This window comes from Nonomuraea sp. NPDC049504 (genome assembly GCF_040676845.1).
Taxonomy (GTDB): Bacteria; Actinomycetota; Actinomycetes; order Streptosporangiales; family Streptosporangiaceae; genus Nonomuraea; species Nonomuraea salmonea.
This window is the reverse complement of the sequence record NZ_JBFAPT010000056.1, coordinates 1-17,411: the sequence shown is the minus strand read 5'-3', so window position 1 is coordinate 17,411 and position 17,411 is coordinate 1. Positions and strand designations below refer to the sequence as shown.

Genomic DNA, 17,411 nt, shown 5'->3' with positions numbered 1-17,411 from the left:
TCGCGACCGTGTCCCGTCCCGCGACTCGTGTCCTGGCACTGCTGGAAATCCTGCAAGACCGCGGCCTGGTGCCCGCTGACGAACTGGCCCGGCGCCTGGACGTCGACGCCCGCGCCGTCCGCCGCTACATCACCGCCCTGCGCGACATGGACATCCCCGTCGAGTCCGTCCGCGGACGCTACGGCGGCTACCGGCTGGCCCGCGGCGTGCGCCTGCCGCCCCTGATGCTCGCCGATGACGAAGCGGTCGCCGTCGCGGTCGCGCTGGCCACCGGCAAGCAGCACGAACAGGTGGGAGAGCCCGGCCCGACCGACCGGGCGCTGGTCAAACTCAACCGTGTCCTGCCCGCGCCGCTGCGCCGGCGCGTCACCGCGTTGATCGCCGCCACCTCGGCGACAGCAGGCCCGCTGACTCCCGAACCCCACCTGGCGCTGACGCTGGCCGCGGCGGTCCACGCGCGGCACACCGTCCGGATCGAGCACACCCGCGGCGCACGCGAGGTGGACCCGTATGGGCTCGTGGTGCACGCACGCCGCTGGTACCTGGTCGGACACGACCATCTGCGCGCGGCCATCCGCATGTACCGCCTGGACCGGATCAGCGACGCCGCCGAACTGCCCGGCACATTCACCCCGCCCGGCGGTTTCGACCCCGTCACCCACGTCCTGCACACGTTGACGCTCGGCGCCTGGACCCACCGCACCGAGGTATGGCTCGACACCGACCTGGACACCGCCCGCGACCACCTGCCGGCCACCTTCGGCGACCTGCACGCCTGCCCCGACGGCGGCGTGCTCCTGGTCAGCGGCGCGGAGAGCCTGCCCGCCATGGCGCGCATCCTCACCGGCCTGCCCTGGCCCTTCACCGTCCGCAGCCCGCCCGCGCTGGTCACGGCCCTCGCCGAGCACGTCACCGCGCTCACCCTGGCCGTCGCCCGCTCCCGTCCCGGAGCGTAGCCGTCGGGCGCCGACATCGAGAGCTACCTGAACCGGCTCTCCTACCAGGAGGCGAACGACAAGCTCACCCACGAAGCGCGGGCTCGGGATCGTCCGCCGACTCAAGCGGACGCCGGCCCGCGTCCGCAGCCTCGGGCTGATCCGCCCCGCGCAGGCCGCCGTCGGCCTCCCCGGCGACCTAGTGCCCCTCACCAGCGACGTCCCGCAAGAGCCCGACGACGACGAACCGGGCCGAGCCCTCCCACGGGGGATTGTCAGGGAGTCGCGAAGCGCGCGGCGATCGTCCGGGCCGCTTCGTCGACCGCTCGCGACCGTTCTTCCTTGGTGATCGACCACGTACCGTGCGTGAGGCGCGGCCAGAAGACCGCGGAAGCGATCATGCCGAGGAACTGTGCGGATACCAGATCCGGATCATCGATGTCGGCGCTTCCTGCGGAGTGTGCCTCCCGCAGATAGCGCCCCAGCGCCTGCAGGACAGGCAGCGTGCCGAAGTCGAAGGTGCGCTCGCGCAGTTCGGGGAAGTGGTGCGATTCGGCGATCACGGTTCGCATCAGAGCGACCATGCGAGGACGGGTCAACAGTTCCGAATACGCCCGGCCTAGCACCACCAACCCGGCGTAGAGGTCGCCGGTCGGGATCTCGACCGGTTCCGGAGCCGGCGACCCGCCTGCCGCGAGCACCGTGGCCTCGAAGAGCTCGGCCTTGGTCGGGAACTGCTTGAAGAGCGTCGACTTGGACACCCCTGCGCGCTCGGCGACACGTGCCAGTGGCGTGCGGTCGTACCCGAACTCCAGGAAGAGCTGAGCGGCGGCGCCGAGGATCGCCTCGCGATTGGTCGCGGCCACCGCACGGTGGTACGAGGAGCGTCCACGTGTCATCCGTTCAGTATCTCACGAGGCGAGTTCCTTGACTCACCATTACGACCACGATTAGGTTGATAGAGGCGAGTCGCCCGACTCACCTCTCGGAGATAGGAGCGGCTCATGGCTACCGTGATCGTCCACGCGACCATCACTCTTGACGGGTTCATGGCCACGAAGGACGGCGGGGTCGACTGGATGTTCGGCCGACCCTCCGCTCCCGAGGATGACGTCGTCGTCGAGACAGTGATGAGCCGGATCGGCGCGGTGGTCGGCGGCGCGAACAAGACCCAGACCATCGAGGACGGCGAGATCCCGTATGGCGGCATGCTGAAGGTCCCGGTCTACCTGATGACCCACAGCGCCCATGAGCCGATCGAGCGCGACGGCACCACGTACAACTTCGTCGTCGACGACATCAACGAGGCCGTCAGGCTGGCCACGCAAGCGGCCGGGGACGGCTGGGTCAGCCTGCTCGGAGGAACCATCTCACGACAGTGCCTGCGGCTCGGTCTCGTCGACGAGCTCCACCTGGACGTGGCGCCGGTCCTGCTCGGCGACGGCATCTCGCTGTTCGTAGGCCTTGGGCGGCACATCGAACTTGAGCGCCTCGATACATCAGCCTTCGCGAGTGAGACTCATCTTCGCTACCGAGTCCTCCGTTAGCCAGAGTTGCTCGGCCACCAGGTCGGCCAGGTTGCGGTTGCTCTCAGCTGGCCCGCGACCACGACTACCGTGCCGAGCCCGTGGGCGAACCGGCAATCGGACATTCATGAGCTGCTCAGCAACGGCTTCGAAGCCTGAGCCGCAAGCATGCCCGCTCTCGCCACGGCCGTCGCCTGTATCTGCTCGTCGAGCCCAACCCGGTCCCCGGGGGTTCGGATCGTTAGGAGGCAGAGCGTGCTCACTTCCGCCTGGTAGCGGCCGGTGGCGCGAGCCGCCGCTCGGCCCGAGCGGCGGCGGACGGCTCGCCTCCAGCGGCGGCGTTCGGCGAGGTTCGCGAGGGGTGCCACCTCGTCGGGAGCGACGTGGCCGTCCTGTGCCAGCGCCGGCAGGGCCCCGGCGATCATCTTCCCTTCGCGCTTGCGTACGACCAGTGCCAGGACCAGCATCGCGAGGAACACCGGCATCATGACGGCTCCGTAGATCTTGTAGATCAGGTATGGATCGCTTCCGGCGAGCCCCGCCCAGTCCCATGCGCCGTGCAGGACGATCGCGACGAACAGCCCGGCGAGGGCGAGCCCCAGGCGTGCGCCTCGGCCGCGCTTGTTCGCGGCTGCGGCGATGCCGAGTCCGAACACGGCGACCATCAGCGGGTGGAAGAACGGCACCATCACCACGCGCAGGAAGAAGCCGGCCCCGAGCAGGGCGACGGCTTTGACGTCGGACGTGTCCGACGCGGCGAAGGTCGTGATGATGCGACCGAAGTAGAGGATGTTCTCCGTGAAGGAGAACCCGGCGCCGACGAGCCCGGCGTAGACGACGCCGTCGAGCAGGCCGGTGACCTGCCTGCGGCGGTACACCAGCAGCCACACCAGGAACAAGCCCTTGAGGATCTCCTCGGTGACCGGGGTGATCACCAGCGGGCGGAACCACGCGCCGACGTCCGTACCCATGGTGGTGTCGACGACGGCCTGAAGTCCTTGCTGCGACCAGATCGAGCAGAACGCCGCGAACGACGCTCCCCACGCGAACGCCGACGCCAGGCGACGCGGCCGCTCGGGCTCCCAGCGGTCGAGCCAGCGGAACGCGCCCACGACGGGAAGGGTGACCAGGGCGGACAGCGGCAGTCCTGCCGCCACCCCGCTCCAACCGGCCTGCGTGGCCACCCAGACTACGGAGAAGAGCCACGCGGCTCCTGCCGACAAGAGCCGGAGAGCCCACGTGCGGCTGCGCGCGGGTCTCGTCGATGTGCGCATTGCTGTGTTCCTTCGTCGGTACCTCGGCGCCGCAGGTCTGCGGTCGCTGCTCCAGGGGACACCGTGCCGTTGCGGCATACTCAAATCGGCCGGTCATGAGGAGGGAGGCGGCATGAGCTGGAGCACGCGGGAAGTCGCACGACTCGCGGGGACGACCCTGCGTACGGTCCGGCACTACCACGAGATCGGCCTGCTCGACGAACCTGAACGGCTGCCGAACGGCTACAAGGTCTATCGAACCGAGCATCTCGTGCGGCTCGTGCAGATCCGCCGTCTCACCGGACTCGGCTTCTCGCTCGCCGCGATCGCGGCGATGGAGGACGAGCCGGAGCAGCTCGACGAGACCCTGCGCGCCGTGGACGCCGAACTCGCCGCCACGATCGCGCGGCTGGAGGAGGCGAGGGAGGAGATCGCGAAGCTACGGGATCGGCCGGTACCGACCGACCTGCCCTTCGGCATCTCGGCTGCGGCGACCGACGCGCGGCTGTCGCGAGCCGACCGGTCGCTGTTCGCCGTGCTCTCCCAGGTGGTCGGCGATGCCAACACCCCGCACTGGCAGGCGCTCCTGCGCGACTTCGAGCGCGATGACGTGACCGACGAGTTCGACGCGCTCGCGCCGGACGCCGACGAGGAGACCCGTGAACGACTCGCCCGGCACATCCTTCCGCAGATGATCGCCCTGAACGGCAAGCACCCGTCACCGCCCCGCACCGTCGAGCACGCGGCGACCGGCCGGCAGGCGGCGACCGCCGCGGTGATCAGCGCCGTGCTCGACCTCTACAACCCGGCACAGCTCGACGTCCTGACGCGCATCTGGAAACACCTGGGCTGACCCGGGGCCGTCGGCCCGCACCGCCGGCGCCCCGCGACCGAGCTGGAAACCGCATGACGCGCGTGGCGCGGTGACCTTCCTCCTCATCCTGGCCGGCGTCACCTCGATGCGGCTGAACCCGCTCCTACAGCGCGCCGTCGGGGCGGCTCCGGGTTCTCTTTCCGAGGCCCGCGACGCGCCGTGGCCCGGTCAAGGCGGTGAGCAGGAGCACCAGGGCACCGCTCAGCAGCACGGCGCTCGCGATGTGGCCCCGCGTCCATCGGGAGTGCCAGTGCTGCCAGTCGACGGGTACGGATTGCGCCATCCACGTGGCGAACATCCCGTTCACGGGTCGCACCACGGCGAGCCACAGCACGAACGCGGCGACCATCAGGACTCCGGCCAGGACGGTGAGGCGGAACCGGTTCGTCCCCCGTTCTGCCGTGGCGAGTGCGGCGGCCACGACGATGCCCAGCGCCTCCATCGCTCCGATCACGGGCGTGAGACGCGGATGGACGTCCCTGTTCAGCCGCACGCGGAGCTCGGTGTCGAAGATCAGCTCGATGGGCATCTCGAGCAGGCGGACGAAGGTCAGTGCGAGGAGGGCCGTCACGAGGCCGACCGCGGCGGTCCAGAGCGCGCGCAGCCACCACGACACAACCAGATCCCTTCTCTGCTTCCTTCTTCGCCCTGCGCACACCGGCGCGAGGCGATCTACGACCATTTCATCCGGAAATGTCCTGATACGCCAGACAACCGTTGCATACTGCAACGGATCTGTGATGCACGGCCTGAGCTGGTGGGCGCCGTACGGCCTGGGCAGAAGCCCAGGGAGACCGCACGCGAAGGGAACGCTCGATGCCCGCACCCGCGCGGCTCACCGCCCGAGACGGCCAGGGCCGGCAGGCCAAGGAGCAGGCCCGGCGGGCCCCGGCCCGGCCCGATGCGGGGGGTCTACGGCGCGGTCAGGCGGCGCTGTCGTCGCCGCGCAGAACCCGCGCGAACCGCCGGCCCGGCTCGGGATCCACGCCCAGGAGCTGGGCGTAGTGCTCGTGGAGCTCCTCCCACGGCTCGTGCGCCACCTCTTCGGGGATGAACTGGCCGTCGAGGTACGGCCCGAGCCGCCAGAAGTAGGTCTCCCAGCCGGTGGCGGTCTGCGCCGCGGTGTCGAGGTCGTCGATGACGTGGGTGAAGACCAGGCGGCAGCCGTCTCCCTCGGCGGTCAGGTCGAAGCTGTGGTGCTGGCCCGCGTACGTCCAGGCCAGGCGGCGGGGCGGGTCGACCTCGGTCACCTCCACGGTCTGGCCGGCGGCCTCGAAGGTCTCCCCCACCGCCGGCGTCCAGTCGACCGCGGCCGGGAACCAGCGCTCCAGCTCCGCCGGGACGCTGACGGCCCGCCACACCCGCTCGATCGAGTGGGACAGCTTGCGCTCGAAGCGCAACGCCGGACGGCCGTCGATCTTCTGCAGGGTTCCGTGAATCATGGGTTCTCCTCAAGGTGTCGTTCAAGGGCGTCCAGGCGTCCCGACCAGTACATGCGGTAGGGCTCCAGCCACTGGTAGACCTCGGCCAGTGGCTCCGGACTCAACGCGTACATCCGCTGCTTGCCCACCGGGCGCACCACGACGAGTCCGGCCTCGCGGAGCACTTTGAGGTGTTTGGACACGCCGGGCTGGCTCAGGTCAAGGCGTTCCACCAGTTCTCCGGCGGACCGCTCACGCTCCCGCAGCAGATCGAGGATCTGCCTGCGGTGCGGCTCAGCAAGGGCTGCGTAGGCGCTCACGTGCTCATATTGCCAACTAGAAATATGAGATGCAAGTCGGGGCAGGCCGGCGGCGATGTGTTGACCCCCGTCGGGGGCCCGGCATCGCCGGTTCCAGCTGCGGAGCCCTGAGACTCGGGTGGGCGCGCCGCATAAGGACCTGGGCTCATTCCTGCGAGGGGGATGAGCGGGTGCCCCGTGGAGGCTCTCCCGTAAGTTGCCAGGACGCCTTCGGCGCAGGAACCCGGTGAAATTCCGGGGCGGTTCCGCCACCGTGATCAGGTCCGCGTGGGTCTGCAGCCAGATATTCGCCGAGGGTTATCCGAGCGCTGGACAGGGCGAGAACCCCGGAGGAGGAACCCGCCCATGGCCGCGTCCGTACATCTTTGCCTGTTGTCGACGTCCGACACCGATCTGCTCTCCGCGCAGGCCAGCGGAGCCGAGTACGCATTCGCCAATCCGGCGCGTGACGGCGATGCCGGCCTTCAGGCCCGCGTGGCGAGCGCCGACCTGGTGGTCGTGCGGCTGCTCGGTTCGCCGCACGACCTTTGACCGGCGCTGGCGGCCGTCCGCGCCGCCGGAACGCCGGTCGTCGTGCTCAGCCGGGAGCAGCAACTGAACGCGTAGTTGATGGAGCTGTCCAGCATCCCCATCAGGATCGCGGCCGAGGCCCACCGCTACCTGGCCGAGGGCGGCCCGATCAACGCGGCCCCGTTGCACGCCTTCCTGTCGGACAGGTGCTCCTGACCGGTGAAGGCTTCGAGCCGCCCACGCCGATACCTTCTGGAGTTCCCCGAGCGAACCGCGCCGGCCGACACCTCCCTGGCCCGGATCGGCATCCTGTACTACCGGGCACACCAGGTCAGCGGCAACACGGCCTTCGCTCACCCCCTGGCCGACGCCATCGACGCGACCGGCGAGGCCGTCGGAGTGCCGATCTTCGCGTTCACGCGTCGGTGAGCGCGGGCGGTGAGGACGAAACCTGGGACGTGGAGCGGATCGCCGCCCTGGACATCCCGGCGCTGCAGGGCCTCTTCCTGACCAGCGGCCGGGCGGAGTGGGAGGCGAGCGACGACGGCGTCACCCCGCTCGACTCCGCCAACCAGATCGCGATCCTGGAGTTCGACGGGCGGATCACCGTCCCGTTCTCCTTCAAGGAGATCGACGCCGACGGCCTGCCTCGCTACGCCGCCGAATCGGAGCGCTGCCGCCGCGTCGCCGCCATCGCGGTCAATCAACCACGCCCACCTGCGCCGTGTGCCCAACAGGGAGAAGAAGGTCGCGCTGGTGCTGTCGGCGTACCCGACCAAGCACTCGCGGATCGGCAACGCGGTCGGGCTCGACACCCCGGTCACCACCATCCGCCTCCTGCGCCGGCTGCGGCGACGCCGACTACGACCTGGGCGCGCCGCACCCGATACCAGACCTCGACCTCGACGACACCGAAGCCGGCGACGCCCTGAAGCACGCGTTGATCGCGGCGGGCGGCCAGGACGAGGAATGGCTGACCTCAGGGCACCTCGCCGGCGCCGATGTCCGGATCAGCGCCGAGCAGTACGCCCGCCGGACCGCGGAGCTGCCCGCCGCGCTGCGCGAGAGGATGGCCGAAGCATGGGGCGAGGACCCGATGCCGGTTGACCCAGCTGCCCAGGGTGCTGGCGTTGATGTCGAACTCCCGCGCCACCGAAGCGACCGTCCGATCGCCCTCCAGCACCAGGCGAACGGCGTCCTCCTTGAACTCCGGCGAGAACTGCCTGCGACGCCTCGTCACGTACCTACCTCTTCCAGACTGCTGTCAGCTTATGTAGCTGGCGGTCCGGAATCTGCTAGGCACCTCAGTCAGCGTAGTGGTGGCCGAGAAGACAACAGACCTGCTGTCTTTCCGAATCGACATGCGTACGGGTGAGGTCGTCATGGTGTCCTGGTCCATCACGTGGGCACGGCCCCGGCGACTATGGTGAGGTCTTCTCTTCCATCTCGATATCCCCGTACCAAGTACTGCGACGGCCGTGGGTGCGGCGTGTTTCCGGCCGGGCACGGCCGCGGCCGGGCCCCTTTATCCGTGCGGTGGTTGCCCGCCGCCTTCGGCGCGTTGCCGGCTTGGGCCCTTGGCGCGGGTCAGGCCGAAGGCCGCATTGATGAGGGCCAGATGAGACAGTGCTTGAGGGAAGTTCCCGACCATACGTCTGGCGGCGGTGTCGTACTGCTCGGCCAGCAACCCGACGTCGCTGCGCAGGGCCAGGACCTTTTCCAGCAGGCGGCGGCCGTGCTCATGCTGGCCTTGCAGGACGTAGTTGTCGGCCAGCCACAGAGTGCAAGCGATGAACGCCCCCTCGGGTCCGGCCGGCAACCCATCGATGATTGCGGGCCCGGTGGTGGTGTAGCGATGCACGAGCCCTTCGCTGGTCAGCTCGGCAGCGATGGCCTGCACCGTACGGAGGATACGTTCGTCCTTGGCGGGCAGGAACCCCACCGGAGCCATGAGCAGCAGAGAGGCGTCCAGCTCTGGGGAGCCGTAGGACTGGGTGAATACTCCCTTGTCTGGGTTGTAGCCGTTGGCGCAGACGTCATCGAAGATCGCCTGCCGTAGTCCCTGCCACCGCCCGGCAGGCCCGGGCAGGCCGAACGACTGCGTCGCCTTGATCGCCCGGTCGACTGCCACCCACGCCATGACCTTGGAGTGGGTGAAGTGGCGGCGCGGGCCACGGACCTCCCAGATGCCTTCGTCGGGCTGGCGCCAGTTGGACTCGAGGAAGTCCATCAGCGCAAGCTGGACATCCCAGGCCGCTTTGTCGGGTTCGATGCCGCTGCAGCGGGCTTGGTGCAGCGCGTCCATGAGCTCGCCGTACACATCGAGTTGGAACTGGCCGCCGGCGGCGTTGGCGATGCGGACCGGCCTGGAGTCGTGGTAACCGCACAGCCACGGCAATTGGAGTTCCGTCAGCCGACGTTCGCCGGCGACCCCGTACATGATCTGCATGTCCTGTGGCCGTCCGGCGACCGCACGCAGCAGCCATTCCCGCCAAGCCACCGCTTCGCTGACGTAGCCGGCTTGAAGCAGGGCCAGCAGGGTGAAGGTGGCGTCACGAATCCAGCAGAAGCGGTAGTCCCAGTTGCGCACTCCGCCGAGGGCCTCCGGCAAAGACGTGGTGGGCGCGGCTATGATACCGCCACTGGGCGCGTAGGTCAGCGCTTTGAGCGTAATGAGCGAGCGAACAATCGCGTCCCGGTAGCGCCCTTGGTAGGCGCATCCCGCGGTCCAGTCCTGCCACCATCGCGTCGTTTCCTGAACAGTCCCCGCCAGGTCGGGGAGCCGCTGCGGCTGCTGTCCCAGGTCGGTCCAGCTGAGCTGGAACCCGGCCGACTCCCCCGCGCCGATGCAGAACCCGGCCGTCACGTGTGCGTCGCTGATCTGGAGGTCCACATCGGCGTGCAAGGTGAGCGTGTCCGGGCCGGCCTCCATGGTGACGACCCGGTCATGGCTGCGTATCAGGGGTGGGATATGGCCGTAGTCCAGGCGCGGCAACAACTCCAGGCGCATCGGCACGGAGCCACGCACGCCTTCCACCCGTCGGATCACGACGATGGGGCCGTGCCGGATCGGCATGCAGTCGACGACGCGAGCCACGCCGGTGCCGGTGGTGAACTCCGTTTCCAGGACGAGGGTGTCGTCGCGGTAGCGGTGCACCTGCCGGCTTTGGGCGTCGGTGGGCGCGATGAGCCACCGGCCGTTTGCTGGCTCGCCCAGCAGGGCGGCGAAGCAGGCGCCGGAGTCGAACCGTGGCAGGCATAGCCAGTCGATGGAACCGTCCAGCCCCACCAGAGCGGCGGTCTGGGTGTCACCGATCAGCGCGTAGTCCTCGATGGGGAGAGGCATCTCCTTGCTCCTCGCATGTTCCTTATGCCGGCCGATCCGCGGGCGCGGGTGCGTGCAGTTCTGCCCTGCGATTACGTGCTGCCCATATTTATTGCTTTATGCAACTTTTGCGGTGTGCTTCAGGGCAGGTTCGCTTGTCGCCGCTTTTGCCGCGCAACGAGGTATAGGACGCCCAATAGGAGTAAGCGGCGTGCAATCTGTTCGGACGACAGACGCGCGGCCCGATCGCATGCCGCCCGCGACTGGGCGGAAATTCGCCGGCAAAGCGACCCGGAAAGCGGAGGAGGCCACCGTGCGGATCATGCTGCTCTTGGTGATCATCATTGTGGTGGGCGGATCGCTGTTCTTCACGGCTGTGGGCCTGCTGCAGCGCTGAGTGCCGCAGCCGCAGCCGCAGCGGGCGGCGGGCGGCGGGCGGCGGTGTGTGATGGCGACCTGCTGGTATGGGCGCCACGAGGCAGGGCAACCGAAAGTGACACAAAGCGCAGTTTTAGTGATCAGCGAGCGGATGAATTGAGTCTCTGAAGAGTGCTCCCGTGACGATCGACAGGACGCGAACCGGCGAACCGTTGACCTTGCCGTTGGCGCCGGCCAGCGCCAGAGGCACCGGCCGGGCGCTGGCGCGCTGGCTGTCGACCACAGACCCCAAGGTCATCGGCTACCTGTATCCGATCGCTTCCTTTGGTTTCTGTTCGCCGGCTTCGCCAACGTGATCATGCCGCTCCAGATCGGCGCGCCCGACGTCGCCTTTCCCCAGCTGAACGCGGTCAGCTTCTGGTTGTTCCTGTTCGGCGGCCTCATCACCCTCAGCGGATTCTTCACCAGGGGCGCAGGACCAGCGAGGTCATCCGTGACCATCTCCAACTCCGCAGTCGAGACAGCTACGTAGTAGCCAGCGGTGTCATCGTCGCGCAGACCATCCACTACTCCACCCGGGCCACCACCGGCTCAGGATCGCTGATCCCACACGTGTGCCTGGCGTCGTCCACGCCTGCGTGGGCAGGCGGCCAACATCTGCGATTCCCGGGGGAGACGATATCGATGCGCAAGATCCTCATTCTGGTCGTCACAGCCGTGATGGCCGCCGCCGGCTGCACCGTCACCCCGCAGCAGCCGCCACCCCCTCCGGAGAACACCACGTCGGTCACGTTGGAGGTGACCAAAGCGCAAGGCACCGTCGTCGCCTTGGTCCCCGTTCACATCAACGGGAAAGGCCCGTACCGATTTCTGCTCGACACCGGCGCCTCCATCTCCACGATCGACGAGCAACTCGCCAAGCGCTTGAACCTGACCTTCACCGGAGAAACCGCCGACGTCGAGGGAGTGGCAAGCCGGACCACCGCCGAACTCGTCCGCGTGCAGCAGTGGAAAGTCGGCACCGTCGCCCTTGACCCGGCCAGAATGGCCGCCCTTGACCTACGTCAGGACAAGCGCGGTGTGGCGGGCCTGCTCGGCTCGGATGTCCTACATGACTTCGGCCACGTGACCATCGACTACCGCAGAGAGCGGCTGCTGGTCCCCAGCCAGCCACCTTCAGCGAACTGAAAATTGGAACAACATCTCAGGACGGACAGAAAGCACAGCCACCAGAGGCGGTCGCTGGGACCAGGCCGACGGGTTGGACTGCCAGCCTGCCGACGTGGCCGTCATAGCGTCCCGCCCCGCTGAAGCAGGGACAGCGTCTGGCTCAGGGTCTCCACACCGTGCACGGTGAGGTCCTGGTCGGCCTGCTTGGCTTCCTGGACTTCCTCGTCCGGCACGAGGAAGATCTTCGCCCCTGCTTCTTCGGCGCCGATCGCCTTCTGCTCGACGCCGCCGACCACACCCACCGTGCCGTCGAGGCGGATGGTCCCGGTCGCGGCGATGTCGCGGCCCTTCGCGTAGTCCTCGCGGGCCAGCAGGTCGGCCACGGTGGTGGCGTAGATCAGCCCGGCCGACGGCCCGGCCACTTCCGGCCGGCTGGCGAAGGACACCTCGAACGGCAGCTCCACGCGCAGGTCCCGGGTCTGGCCGGCGATGCCTATGCCCACTCCTTGGGACAGCCGGGGCAGGTCGATGCTTTGCACGGTGACCTGTTGGGGCGAGCCCTGCCGCTCAATGGTCAAGGTGAAGGTGGTGTCGGCGGGGCGTGAGGAGACCATCTCCTGCAGGGTCCATATGTGCTGGACGGGTTGTCCGTTGACACGTACGATGACGTCTCCCGGCCGGAGCTTGCCCTGGGCGGGCGCTTCCGGCAAGATCCCGGTCACCTGCACGCCCGTACCGTGAATGGGCACGTCGATGCCGACGGCGCGGGCTCCAGCGGCGGCTGCCACTCGCTGGCTCTGCTCGAACAGCTGCCGCTGCTGTTCGAGGTAGTCCGCCGGCCGGACGTCCTGGGGGATGACCGCCGAGGCGCGCAGCACGTCCTGGTCGGGGCGGATCCCGGCGATGAGCGCGCCCCAGGCGTTGGGCTGCTCCAGGCGGACGGAGGTGGCCAGGTAGCGGCCGGTGACCGGGGTGACGGGGCGGCCTTGGATGATGACATCGTCGGCGACGTCGAAGGCTGCGCCCGGGCTGACGACCACCAATGGGGGCCGGTAGAACGCCCCCAGCACGGCCAGCAGGGCGAGCAGCGCCAGCCGGGTCGCCAAGGCCATCCCTCTCTGGCCGGCGCGGGGTTCCTCGGGCAGGCCGCGCAGGAGCCGTACCTCCATGGCATGGGCCAAATCGGAGCCGGAGACCATCCCGGCGACCCGACCCTGCTCCATGACGACGGCCCGGTGGTTGTTGGGCCGCAAGGTGTCGAGGATGGAGACGACCTCGTCCTCGGGCGACACGACCGGTACCCGGTCGACGGGCAGCATGATGTCAGCCACGGTCCGGTAGGTCCGCTGGCCCGGTGCGACGGCGGCGGCCTGCCGCAGGCTCACCAGGCCGGCCAGCCGTTCCTCGTCGACAACGGGAAAGGTGGAGAAGCGCGCATGGGTCGCCGTGGCGAGGAAGCCGTCCACGGTGACATCAGGGGGCACGGTGACGGGATCGCTGCGCATCACATCGCGGATGCGCAGCCCGCGCAGCGACTGCCGGGTGAGGGCGTCGTCGGCTTCGGCCTGCGCCGCCTGAGCCCTCTCTGTCAGACTGCTGTGGTACATGGGACAGATGAGTCCTTTTGATGTGAAGCAGGGCGAGACAGGACGATCGAGACAGTGACGATGACCCTCGCCGACCAGGCCGCCATGACGGGGCAGGATGGTCGGGTGACCGATGAGCAGCCGGCCCGGCCCAAGCGGCGGACGTTCACCAAGGCCTACAAAGCGCGGATCCTGGCCGCCTTCGACGCGCTACCTGAAGGCAGTCCGGAGCGGGGCGCGCTGCTCCGCAAGGAGCGGCTGTATCACTCCCATATCGTGCACTGGAGAAAGCAAGCAGAGAGCGGAACGCTCCCGGCCTCGACCGGCCGGCCGCACAAGAGCGCTGAGGCAGAGGAACTGGCCCGGCTGCGGGCCGAGAACCAGAAACTCAAAGCCGACACCGCGAAACTTGAGTCCCGCAACGAGAAACTGGCCGGCGAACTGGGCAAGACCAAAACCGCGCTGGACATCGCGGGAAAAGCATTCGCGCTGCTTCAGGACATCTCAAGCAGCGCGGACTCCGACACGAACTGAACCGGGTCCTGGACGAGTTTTTCCCGGCCCTGGAAAAGTCGGTCGGCACGGTGAAGGCGTGCGCGGTGTTCGGGAAATCTCGGGCCACGGTCCACCGGCACCGCAATCCGCGCCCGCCGGTGCAGGGACCGCGCCGGCCGTTCCACCACCCGGCCGAACTGTCCGACGCCGAGCGCGAGCAGGTCCTGGCGGTGCTGGACTCGCCGCGCTTCGCCGACAAGTCGCCCGGCCAGGTGTGAGCGATCCTGCTGGACGAGGGCGTCTACCTGTGCTCGCAGGCCACCATGTACCGGCTGCTACGCGAACGCGGGCAAAGCGGCGAACGGCGCGCCCAGGCCGTGCGCCCGCCGACCAGCAAACCCGAGCTGGAGGCCGACCGGCCCAACCGGGTGTGGTCGTGGGACATAACGAAATTGAAAGGCCCGGTGCGGGGCGTCTATTACCTGCTGTACGTCATCATCGACATCTTCTCCTGCAAAGTCGTCCATTGGGAGATCTGGCCTACCGAGAACGGCACCCTGGCCAAGGAATTCATCCAGAACGCCATCGCCGCCAACGACGCCGTCGCACCCCGCTCCATCCACGCCGACCGCGGCACCTCGATGACCTCCAGCACCGTCACCGGCCTGCTCGCGCTCCTGGGCATCGACCAATCGCATTCCCGGCCGCACGTATCCAACGACAACCCTTACTCAGAAGCGCAATTCAAAACCCTAAAATATTGCCCGGCATTTCCCGGCCGGTTCGGATCCATCGAAGACGCCAACGTTTTCTGCGACCAGTTCTTCCGCTACTACAATCACGAGCACCGCCATTCCGGGATCGCGATGCACACGCCCGCCTCGGTGCACGACGGCACCGCCGCGCACATCCAGGCCCGCCGGATCGCCACCCTCCACGCGGCCTTCCAGGCGCATCCGGAACGGTTCCGCGGCCGGCGACCCTTCCCGCCGGCGCTGCCGACCAAGGTGTGGATCAACCAGCCACCCACCGCCTCCGAGCCCGACACCTCACCACAAAGCACGCAAGTAGCCTGACGTCTCACCAGGTTTGACAGGTTCCGGAGCCAGGAACCAGCCCAGCAGGACGAACCACAACCCGCCGAACCCGGTCCCGGTGAAAAAGCTCACCACGCCCAGGGCCACCAGGACGAATCCGAACGCTCTACCTGCCCCTGCCGCCCACTGCGTGGCCCGCAGGAAGCTGCGGCGCCAGGCCCACAGCGCCGCCCGCAGCACGCGGCCGCCGTCCAGGGGTAGCGCGGGAAGCATGTTGAAAGCCAGCAGCAGCAAGTTGATCACAGCGAGGTAGTCGGTCACCGCCACCACCGTCACCAGCCAGCCGAGGAGCTCACCTGTCCACGTCAGGCCGTAGAAAGCGGCGGCCAGAGCGAGTGTAATCATCGGACCGGCGATCGCGACCCGGAACTCGGCTCGTGGCGATCCTGGCTGGCCTCGCAGGTGCGCCACGCCGCCGAGCAGCCAGAGAGTGATCTCTTTGATCTCCACGCCTTGTCGGACGGCTGTGAGGGCGTGGCCGAGCTCGTGCAACAGCACGGAGCCGAAGAACAGCACCGCCGCTACCGCGGCCATGACCAGATAGGTCTCACCGGTCAGACCAGGGTAACTTGTCGGGAACACCCAGCCGGCCAGCGACCAGACGACCAGAGCGGCGATGAGCAGCCACGACCAGTGCGCCCCGATGGCGATGCCTTTGATGCGCAGGAAACGGAAACTGGATGTCATGGGCTGCCTCTTTGAGGGTCGCCGACGGTGGCCGTTCAGTTCGAGGTGGTGACGGGACTTTGGGTACGCCACTGCGAGGGCGGCAGAACCGGAATCTGTTTGCGCGTCTGCCCCGCGTGCTGGAAGGTGAACACGACCGGGATGTAGCTGCCGCTGGGCAACGGCTTGGCAAGGCCGGTCAGGGTCGCCTGAGGCACCGGGCCTCCGCCGGCCATGCCGTCCGGCGGCACACTCCAATCACCGTTCATCCGTGATCCGGTGAAGTGCCCAGGCGACGAGACCGAGACCAGGCGGTCCTTTTGCGAGCCTTGATTCACCAGGGTGAGATAGAGCGGAGCATCGCTCCCCGGGTCCAGTGGATCACCGGATTCCCCTCCGAGGATGAACGCGTTGCGCAGCAGCATGCCGTTCACCGACGCGTTCGCTCCTACGTTCGGGGAGAATTCGTCGACGGAGTATGGCGTGTCATCACCACACGCTGTCAGTGCCAGCAGCATCGCCATCAGCACCGGTGCGCAGGATCTCTTCCTCATGTTCTTCCGCCTACTCCTGGTGACCGCCCATGCCACATGCGCCGATCCGGAGCTTCACGGTTAAGACGAGCATCGCCACGGCAGAGGCCAGGTCGGCCCGGCCCCGCTGGCTCCCGCCGCACCTGGCCTTCGCTCGTTCTCACCGGACTTCCGGCTCCGGCCGGATCTTTATCTGATTGCTGACGTCGGCTACGCCCTCGGTGTCCCAGGCGTCGTCCCCGGCCGCGCGTTTGGCCAGCCAGGAAGGCACTTCACCGCCGAGGATCACGACGTGCTGCTTGACGTCCACTTTCAGTTCGCTGTCCTTGGTATACGGGTTTTCCCGTAGCCGGTCGACGATCCGGGACTTGATCTGGCCGTCGGTCGGCTCCGTCGTGACGGGCGCTCCCCACCAGCCGTAGTAGTAACGCTGATCGGGGTAAGTCCACGGGTTCAGCGGAAACATGTTCACTCCTCGTAACGGTGATACGGCTCGCCTTACCCCAGTAGTTCGTCTCTATACGAGCCGCGCCTTTGCTGGTTCTCGGGCATGGGCGCCCTGAGGCTGGCGTCGTCGCCGATTCCCGCCCGCCACGCCCGACGTGCTCCGGATCATCCGGCCGGTGCGGCAATTTGCCCAATCCTCGACCGGCTCTTGGCGCTTCCACTCTTTGGACGGGGGCAGACGTAGCCCCAGCAGCTAAGGAGAGGGCCAGTGCCATGCTCAGACGCGGAACGCTCCCCGTCCATCCCGCCCAACGTCAGCCTCGGCCGCGGCATGATCACCGAGCCGGCCGCTGTCCGCGCCACCATCCAGGTGCCGTCACGGTCAATGCGACGACTTGAGGTGAGCATGCGTCTCATGCTGGTAATCACGCTGATCCTGGCGGTCGGGGGCTCGCTGTACTTCATCGCCGTGGGCTTGCTCCATCAGTGATGGAGCTGGTGGCCGACCGCGTCGCGGCGGCGCCCGTACTATCCTTCCCGTGGAGCTTCATACACGTTCACCTGTTTATGCCGGGACGCACGTGTGCCGTTGCAGGAGCGGCATAGCGGTGTCATCGCGCACGGATCGTGTGCGTGACCAATTCGCCCGTAGTTCATGCAGGGTGCTTCGCGGATAGCCGTTCAGAGGCAGTAGCCGATGTTCGACCTCTCTATCTTTCGGCCCTGGCCCATGCCGGAGTGGTTCAGCCGCCCAGCCCTCTGTGCGCCGCACCCTCGACCGGGACTTGCCCCCGAAGTGTGGACACCTTGAGTACCGGATGATGGGAATCCGGAGACAAGGAGTTCCACGTGGCGATGAAGTCGTATCCGCCGGA

Annotated in this window: 19 protein-coding genes and 3 pseudogenes; 11 read left to right on the top strand and 11 right to left on the bottom strand. The window is 67.9% G+C overall.

What is annotated here, in order from left to right; genetic code table 11:
- Nucleotides 1–8 precede the first annotated feature (8 nt).
- Nucleotides 9–956: a YafY family protein gene (locus tag AB0K28_RS49970; RefSeq protein WP_364385259.1), complete on the top strand. Its 948-nt coding sequence runs from the start codon at nt 9–11 to the stop codon at nt 954–956.
- A gap of 254 nt (nt 957–1,210) precedes the next feature.
- Here AB0K28_RS49970 and AB0K28_RS49965 read toward each other — a convergent pair whose 3' ends face one another.
- Nucleotides 1,211–1,801 carry a TetR/AcrR family transcriptional regulator gene (locus tag AB0K28_RS49965; protein WP_364385256.1) on the bottom strand — a complete coding sequence of 197 codons (591 nt, stop codon included), beginning with the start codon at nt 1,799–1,801 and terminating at the stop codon, nt 1,211–1,213.
- A 138-nt stretch (nt 1,802–1,939) separates the two neighbouring features.
- Between AB0K28_RS49965 and AB0K28_RS49960 the strand changes: the two genes are divergently transcribed.
- A complete protein-coding gene (locus tag AB0K28_RS49960; protein WP_364385253.1) occupies nt 1,940–2,482 on the top strand; it encodes a dihydrofolate reductase family protein in 543 nt (180 codons plus the stop codon).
- Nucleotides 2,483–2,586: 104 nt separating this feature from the next.
- Here the strand turns inward: AB0K28_RS49960 and AB0K28_RS49955 are convergent, their stop codons facing one another.
- A complete protein-coding gene (locus AB0K28_RS49955; RefSeq protein WP_364385250.1) occupies nt 2,587–3,645 on the bottom strand; it encodes a PrsW family intramembrane metalloprotease in 1,059 nt (352 codons plus the stop codon).
- 202 nt (nt 3,646–3,847) lie between these two features.
- Between AB0K28_RS49955 and AB0K28_RS49950 the strand changes: the two genes are divergently transcribed.
- On the top strand, nt 3,848–4,567 hold the full coding sequence (locus AB0K28_RS49950; protein WP_364385247.1) for a MerR family transcriptional regulator: 720 nt from the start codon (nt 3,848–3,850) through the stop codon (nt 4,565–4,567).
- Nucleotides 4,568–4,691: 124 nt separating this feature from the next.
- Here AB0K28_RS49950 and AB0K28_RS49945 read toward each other — a convergent pair whose 3' ends face one another.
- From AB0K28_RS49945 to AB0K28_RS49935, 3 genes are all read right to left on the bottom strand, one after another.
- Nucleotides 4,692–5,204, bottom strand: a complete 513-nt coding sequence (locus AB0K28_RS49945) for a hypothetical protein (protein WP_364385244.1) — start codon at nt 5,202–5,204, stop codon at nt 4,692–4,694.
- A 307-nt stretch (nt 5,205–5,511) separates the two neighbouring features.
- A complete protein-coding gene (locus AB0K28_RS49940; RefSeq protein ID WP_364385241.1) occupies nt 5,512–6,030 on the bottom strand; it encodes an SRPBCC domain-containing protein in 519 nt (172 codons plus the stop codon).
- Nucleotides 6,027–6,329, bottom strand: a complete 303-nt coding sequence (locus AB0K28_RS49935) for a metalloregulator ArsR/SmtB family transcription factor (protein WP_364385238.1) — start codon at nt 6,327–6,329, stop codon at nt 6,027–6,029. Before AB0K28_RS49935 ends, AB0K28_RS49940 begins: the two co-directional genes overlap by 4 nt.
- Nucleotides 6,330–6,674: 345 nt before the next feature.
- On the opposite strand from AB0K28_RS49935, the pseudogene AB0K28_RS49930 reads away from it, so the two are divergent.
- Nucleotides 6,675–8,022, top strand: a pseudogene (locus tag AB0K28_RS49930) (cobaltochelatase subunit CobN); the annotation flags it as partial.
- Here AB0K28_RS49930 and AB0K28_RS49925 read toward each other — a convergent pair.
- Both AB0K28_RS49925 and AB0K28_RS49920 read right to left on the bottom strand, forming a co-directional pair.
- Nucleotides 7,987–8,079, bottom strand: a pseudogene (locus AB0K28_RS49925) (transposase); the annotation flags it as partial. The pseudogenes AB0K28_RS49930 and AB0K28_RS49925 sit on opposite strands and share 36 nt — an antisense overlap.
- A 285-nt stretch (nt 8,080–8,364) precedes the next feature.
- Nucleotides 8,365–10,185, bottom strand: coding sequence for a glycoside hydrolase family 15 protein (locus tag AB0K28_RS49920; RefSeq protein WP_364385235.1), 1,821 nt, complete (start codon nt 10,183–10,185; stop codon nt 8,365–8,367).
- Nucleotides 10,186–10,375: 190 nt separating this feature from the next.
- Between AB0K28_RS49920 and AB0K28_RS49915 the strand changes: the two genes are divergently transcribed.
- The 3 genes and pseudogenes from AB0K28_RS49915 (at nt 10,376) to AB0K28_RS49905 (ending at nt 11,730) form a co-directional block, all read left to right on the top strand.
- Nucleotides 10,376–10,561: a hypothetical protein gene (locus AB0K28_RS49915; RefSeq protein ID WP_364385232.1), complete on the top strand. Its 186-nt coding sequence runs from the start codon at nt 10,376–10,378 to the stop codon at nt 10,559–10,561.
- A gap of 193 nt (nt 10,562–10,754) precedes the next feature.
- Nucleotides 10,755–11,014: pseudogene (locus tag AB0K28_RS49910) on the top strand (cbb3-type cytochrome c oxidase subunit I); the annotation flags it as partial.
- 212 nt (nt 11,015–11,226) lie between these two features.
- A complete protein-coding gene (locus AB0K28_RS49905) occupies nt 11,227–11,730 on the top strand; it encodes a retropepsin-like aspartic protease (protein WP_364385229.1) in 504 nt (167 codons plus the stop codon).
- A 101-nt stretch (nt 11,731–11,831) separates the two neighbouring features.
- Here the strand turns inward: AB0K28_RS49905 and AB0K28_RS49900 are convergent, their stop codons facing one another.
- The gene (locus AB0K28_RS49900) at nt 11,832–13,319 is read right to left on the bottom strand and encodes a CBS domain-containing protein (RefSeq protein WP_364385226.1); all 1,488 of its coding nucleotides are present in this window, start codon (nt 13,317–13,319) and stop codon (nt 11,832–11,834) included.
- A gap of 54 nt (nt 13,320–13,373) precedes the next feature.
- Between AB0K28_RS49900 and AB0K28_RS49895 the strand changes: the two genes are divergently transcribed.
- The 3 genes from AB0K28_RS49895 to AB0K28_RS49885 all read left to right on the top strand — a co-directional run bounded on the left by AB0K28_RS49895 (nt 13,374) and on the right by AB0K28_RS49885 (nt 14,869).
- Nucleotides 13,374–13,832, top strand: a complete 459-nt coding sequence (locus AB0K28_RS49895; protein WP_364385223.1) for a hypothetical protein — start codon at nt 13,374–13,376, stop codon at nt 13,830–13,832.
- A gap of 65 nt (nt 13,833–13,897) precedes the next feature.
- A complete protein-coding gene (locus AB0K28_RS49890) occupies nt 13,898–14,071 on the top strand; it encodes a hypothetical protein (protein ID WP_364385220.1) in 174 nt (57 codons plus the stop codon).
- Nucleotides 14,072–14,116: 45 nt separating this feature from the next.
- Nucleotides 14,117–14,869, top strand: a complete 753-nt coding sequence (locus AB0K28_RS49885) for a DDE-type integrase/transposase/recombinase (protein ID WP_364385217.1) — start codon at nt 14,117–14,119, stop codon at nt 14,867–14,869.
- Here AB0K28_RS49885 and AB0K28_RS49880 read toward each other — a convergent pair.
- The 3 genes from AB0K28_RS49880 to AB0K28_RS49870 form a co-directional block, all read right to left on the bottom strand.
- Entirely contained in the window at nt 14,843–15,577 is a 735-nt protein-coding gene (locus AB0K28_RS49880) for a site-2 protease family protein (protein ID WP_364385214.1), read from the bottom strand. The genes AB0K28_RS49885 and AB0K28_RS49880 overlap by 27 nt on opposite strands.
- 35 nt (nt 15,578–15,612) lie before the next feature.
- Entirely contained in the window at nt 15,613–16,086 is a 474-nt protein-coding gene (locus tag AB0K28_RS49875; protein WP_364385211.1) for a copper chaperone PCu(A)C, read from the bottom strand.
- Between the two features lie 163 nt (nt 16,087–16,249).
- Nucleotides 16,250–16,555 carry a BON domain-containing protein gene (locus AB0K28_RS49870; protein WP_364385208.1) on the bottom strand — a complete coding sequence of 102 codons (306 nt, stop codon included), beginning with the start codon at nt 16,553–16,555 and terminating at the stop codon, nt 16,250–16,252.
- 312 nt (nt 16,556–16,867) lie between these two features.
- On the opposite strand from AB0K28_RS49870, the gene AB0K28_RS49865 reads away from it, so the two are divergent.
- Entirely contained in the window at nt 16,868–17,026 is a 159-nt protein-coding gene (locus AB0K28_RS49865; protein WP_364385206.1) for a hypothetical protein, read from the top strand.
- Nucleotides 17,027–17,411: the final 385 nt, after the last annotated feature.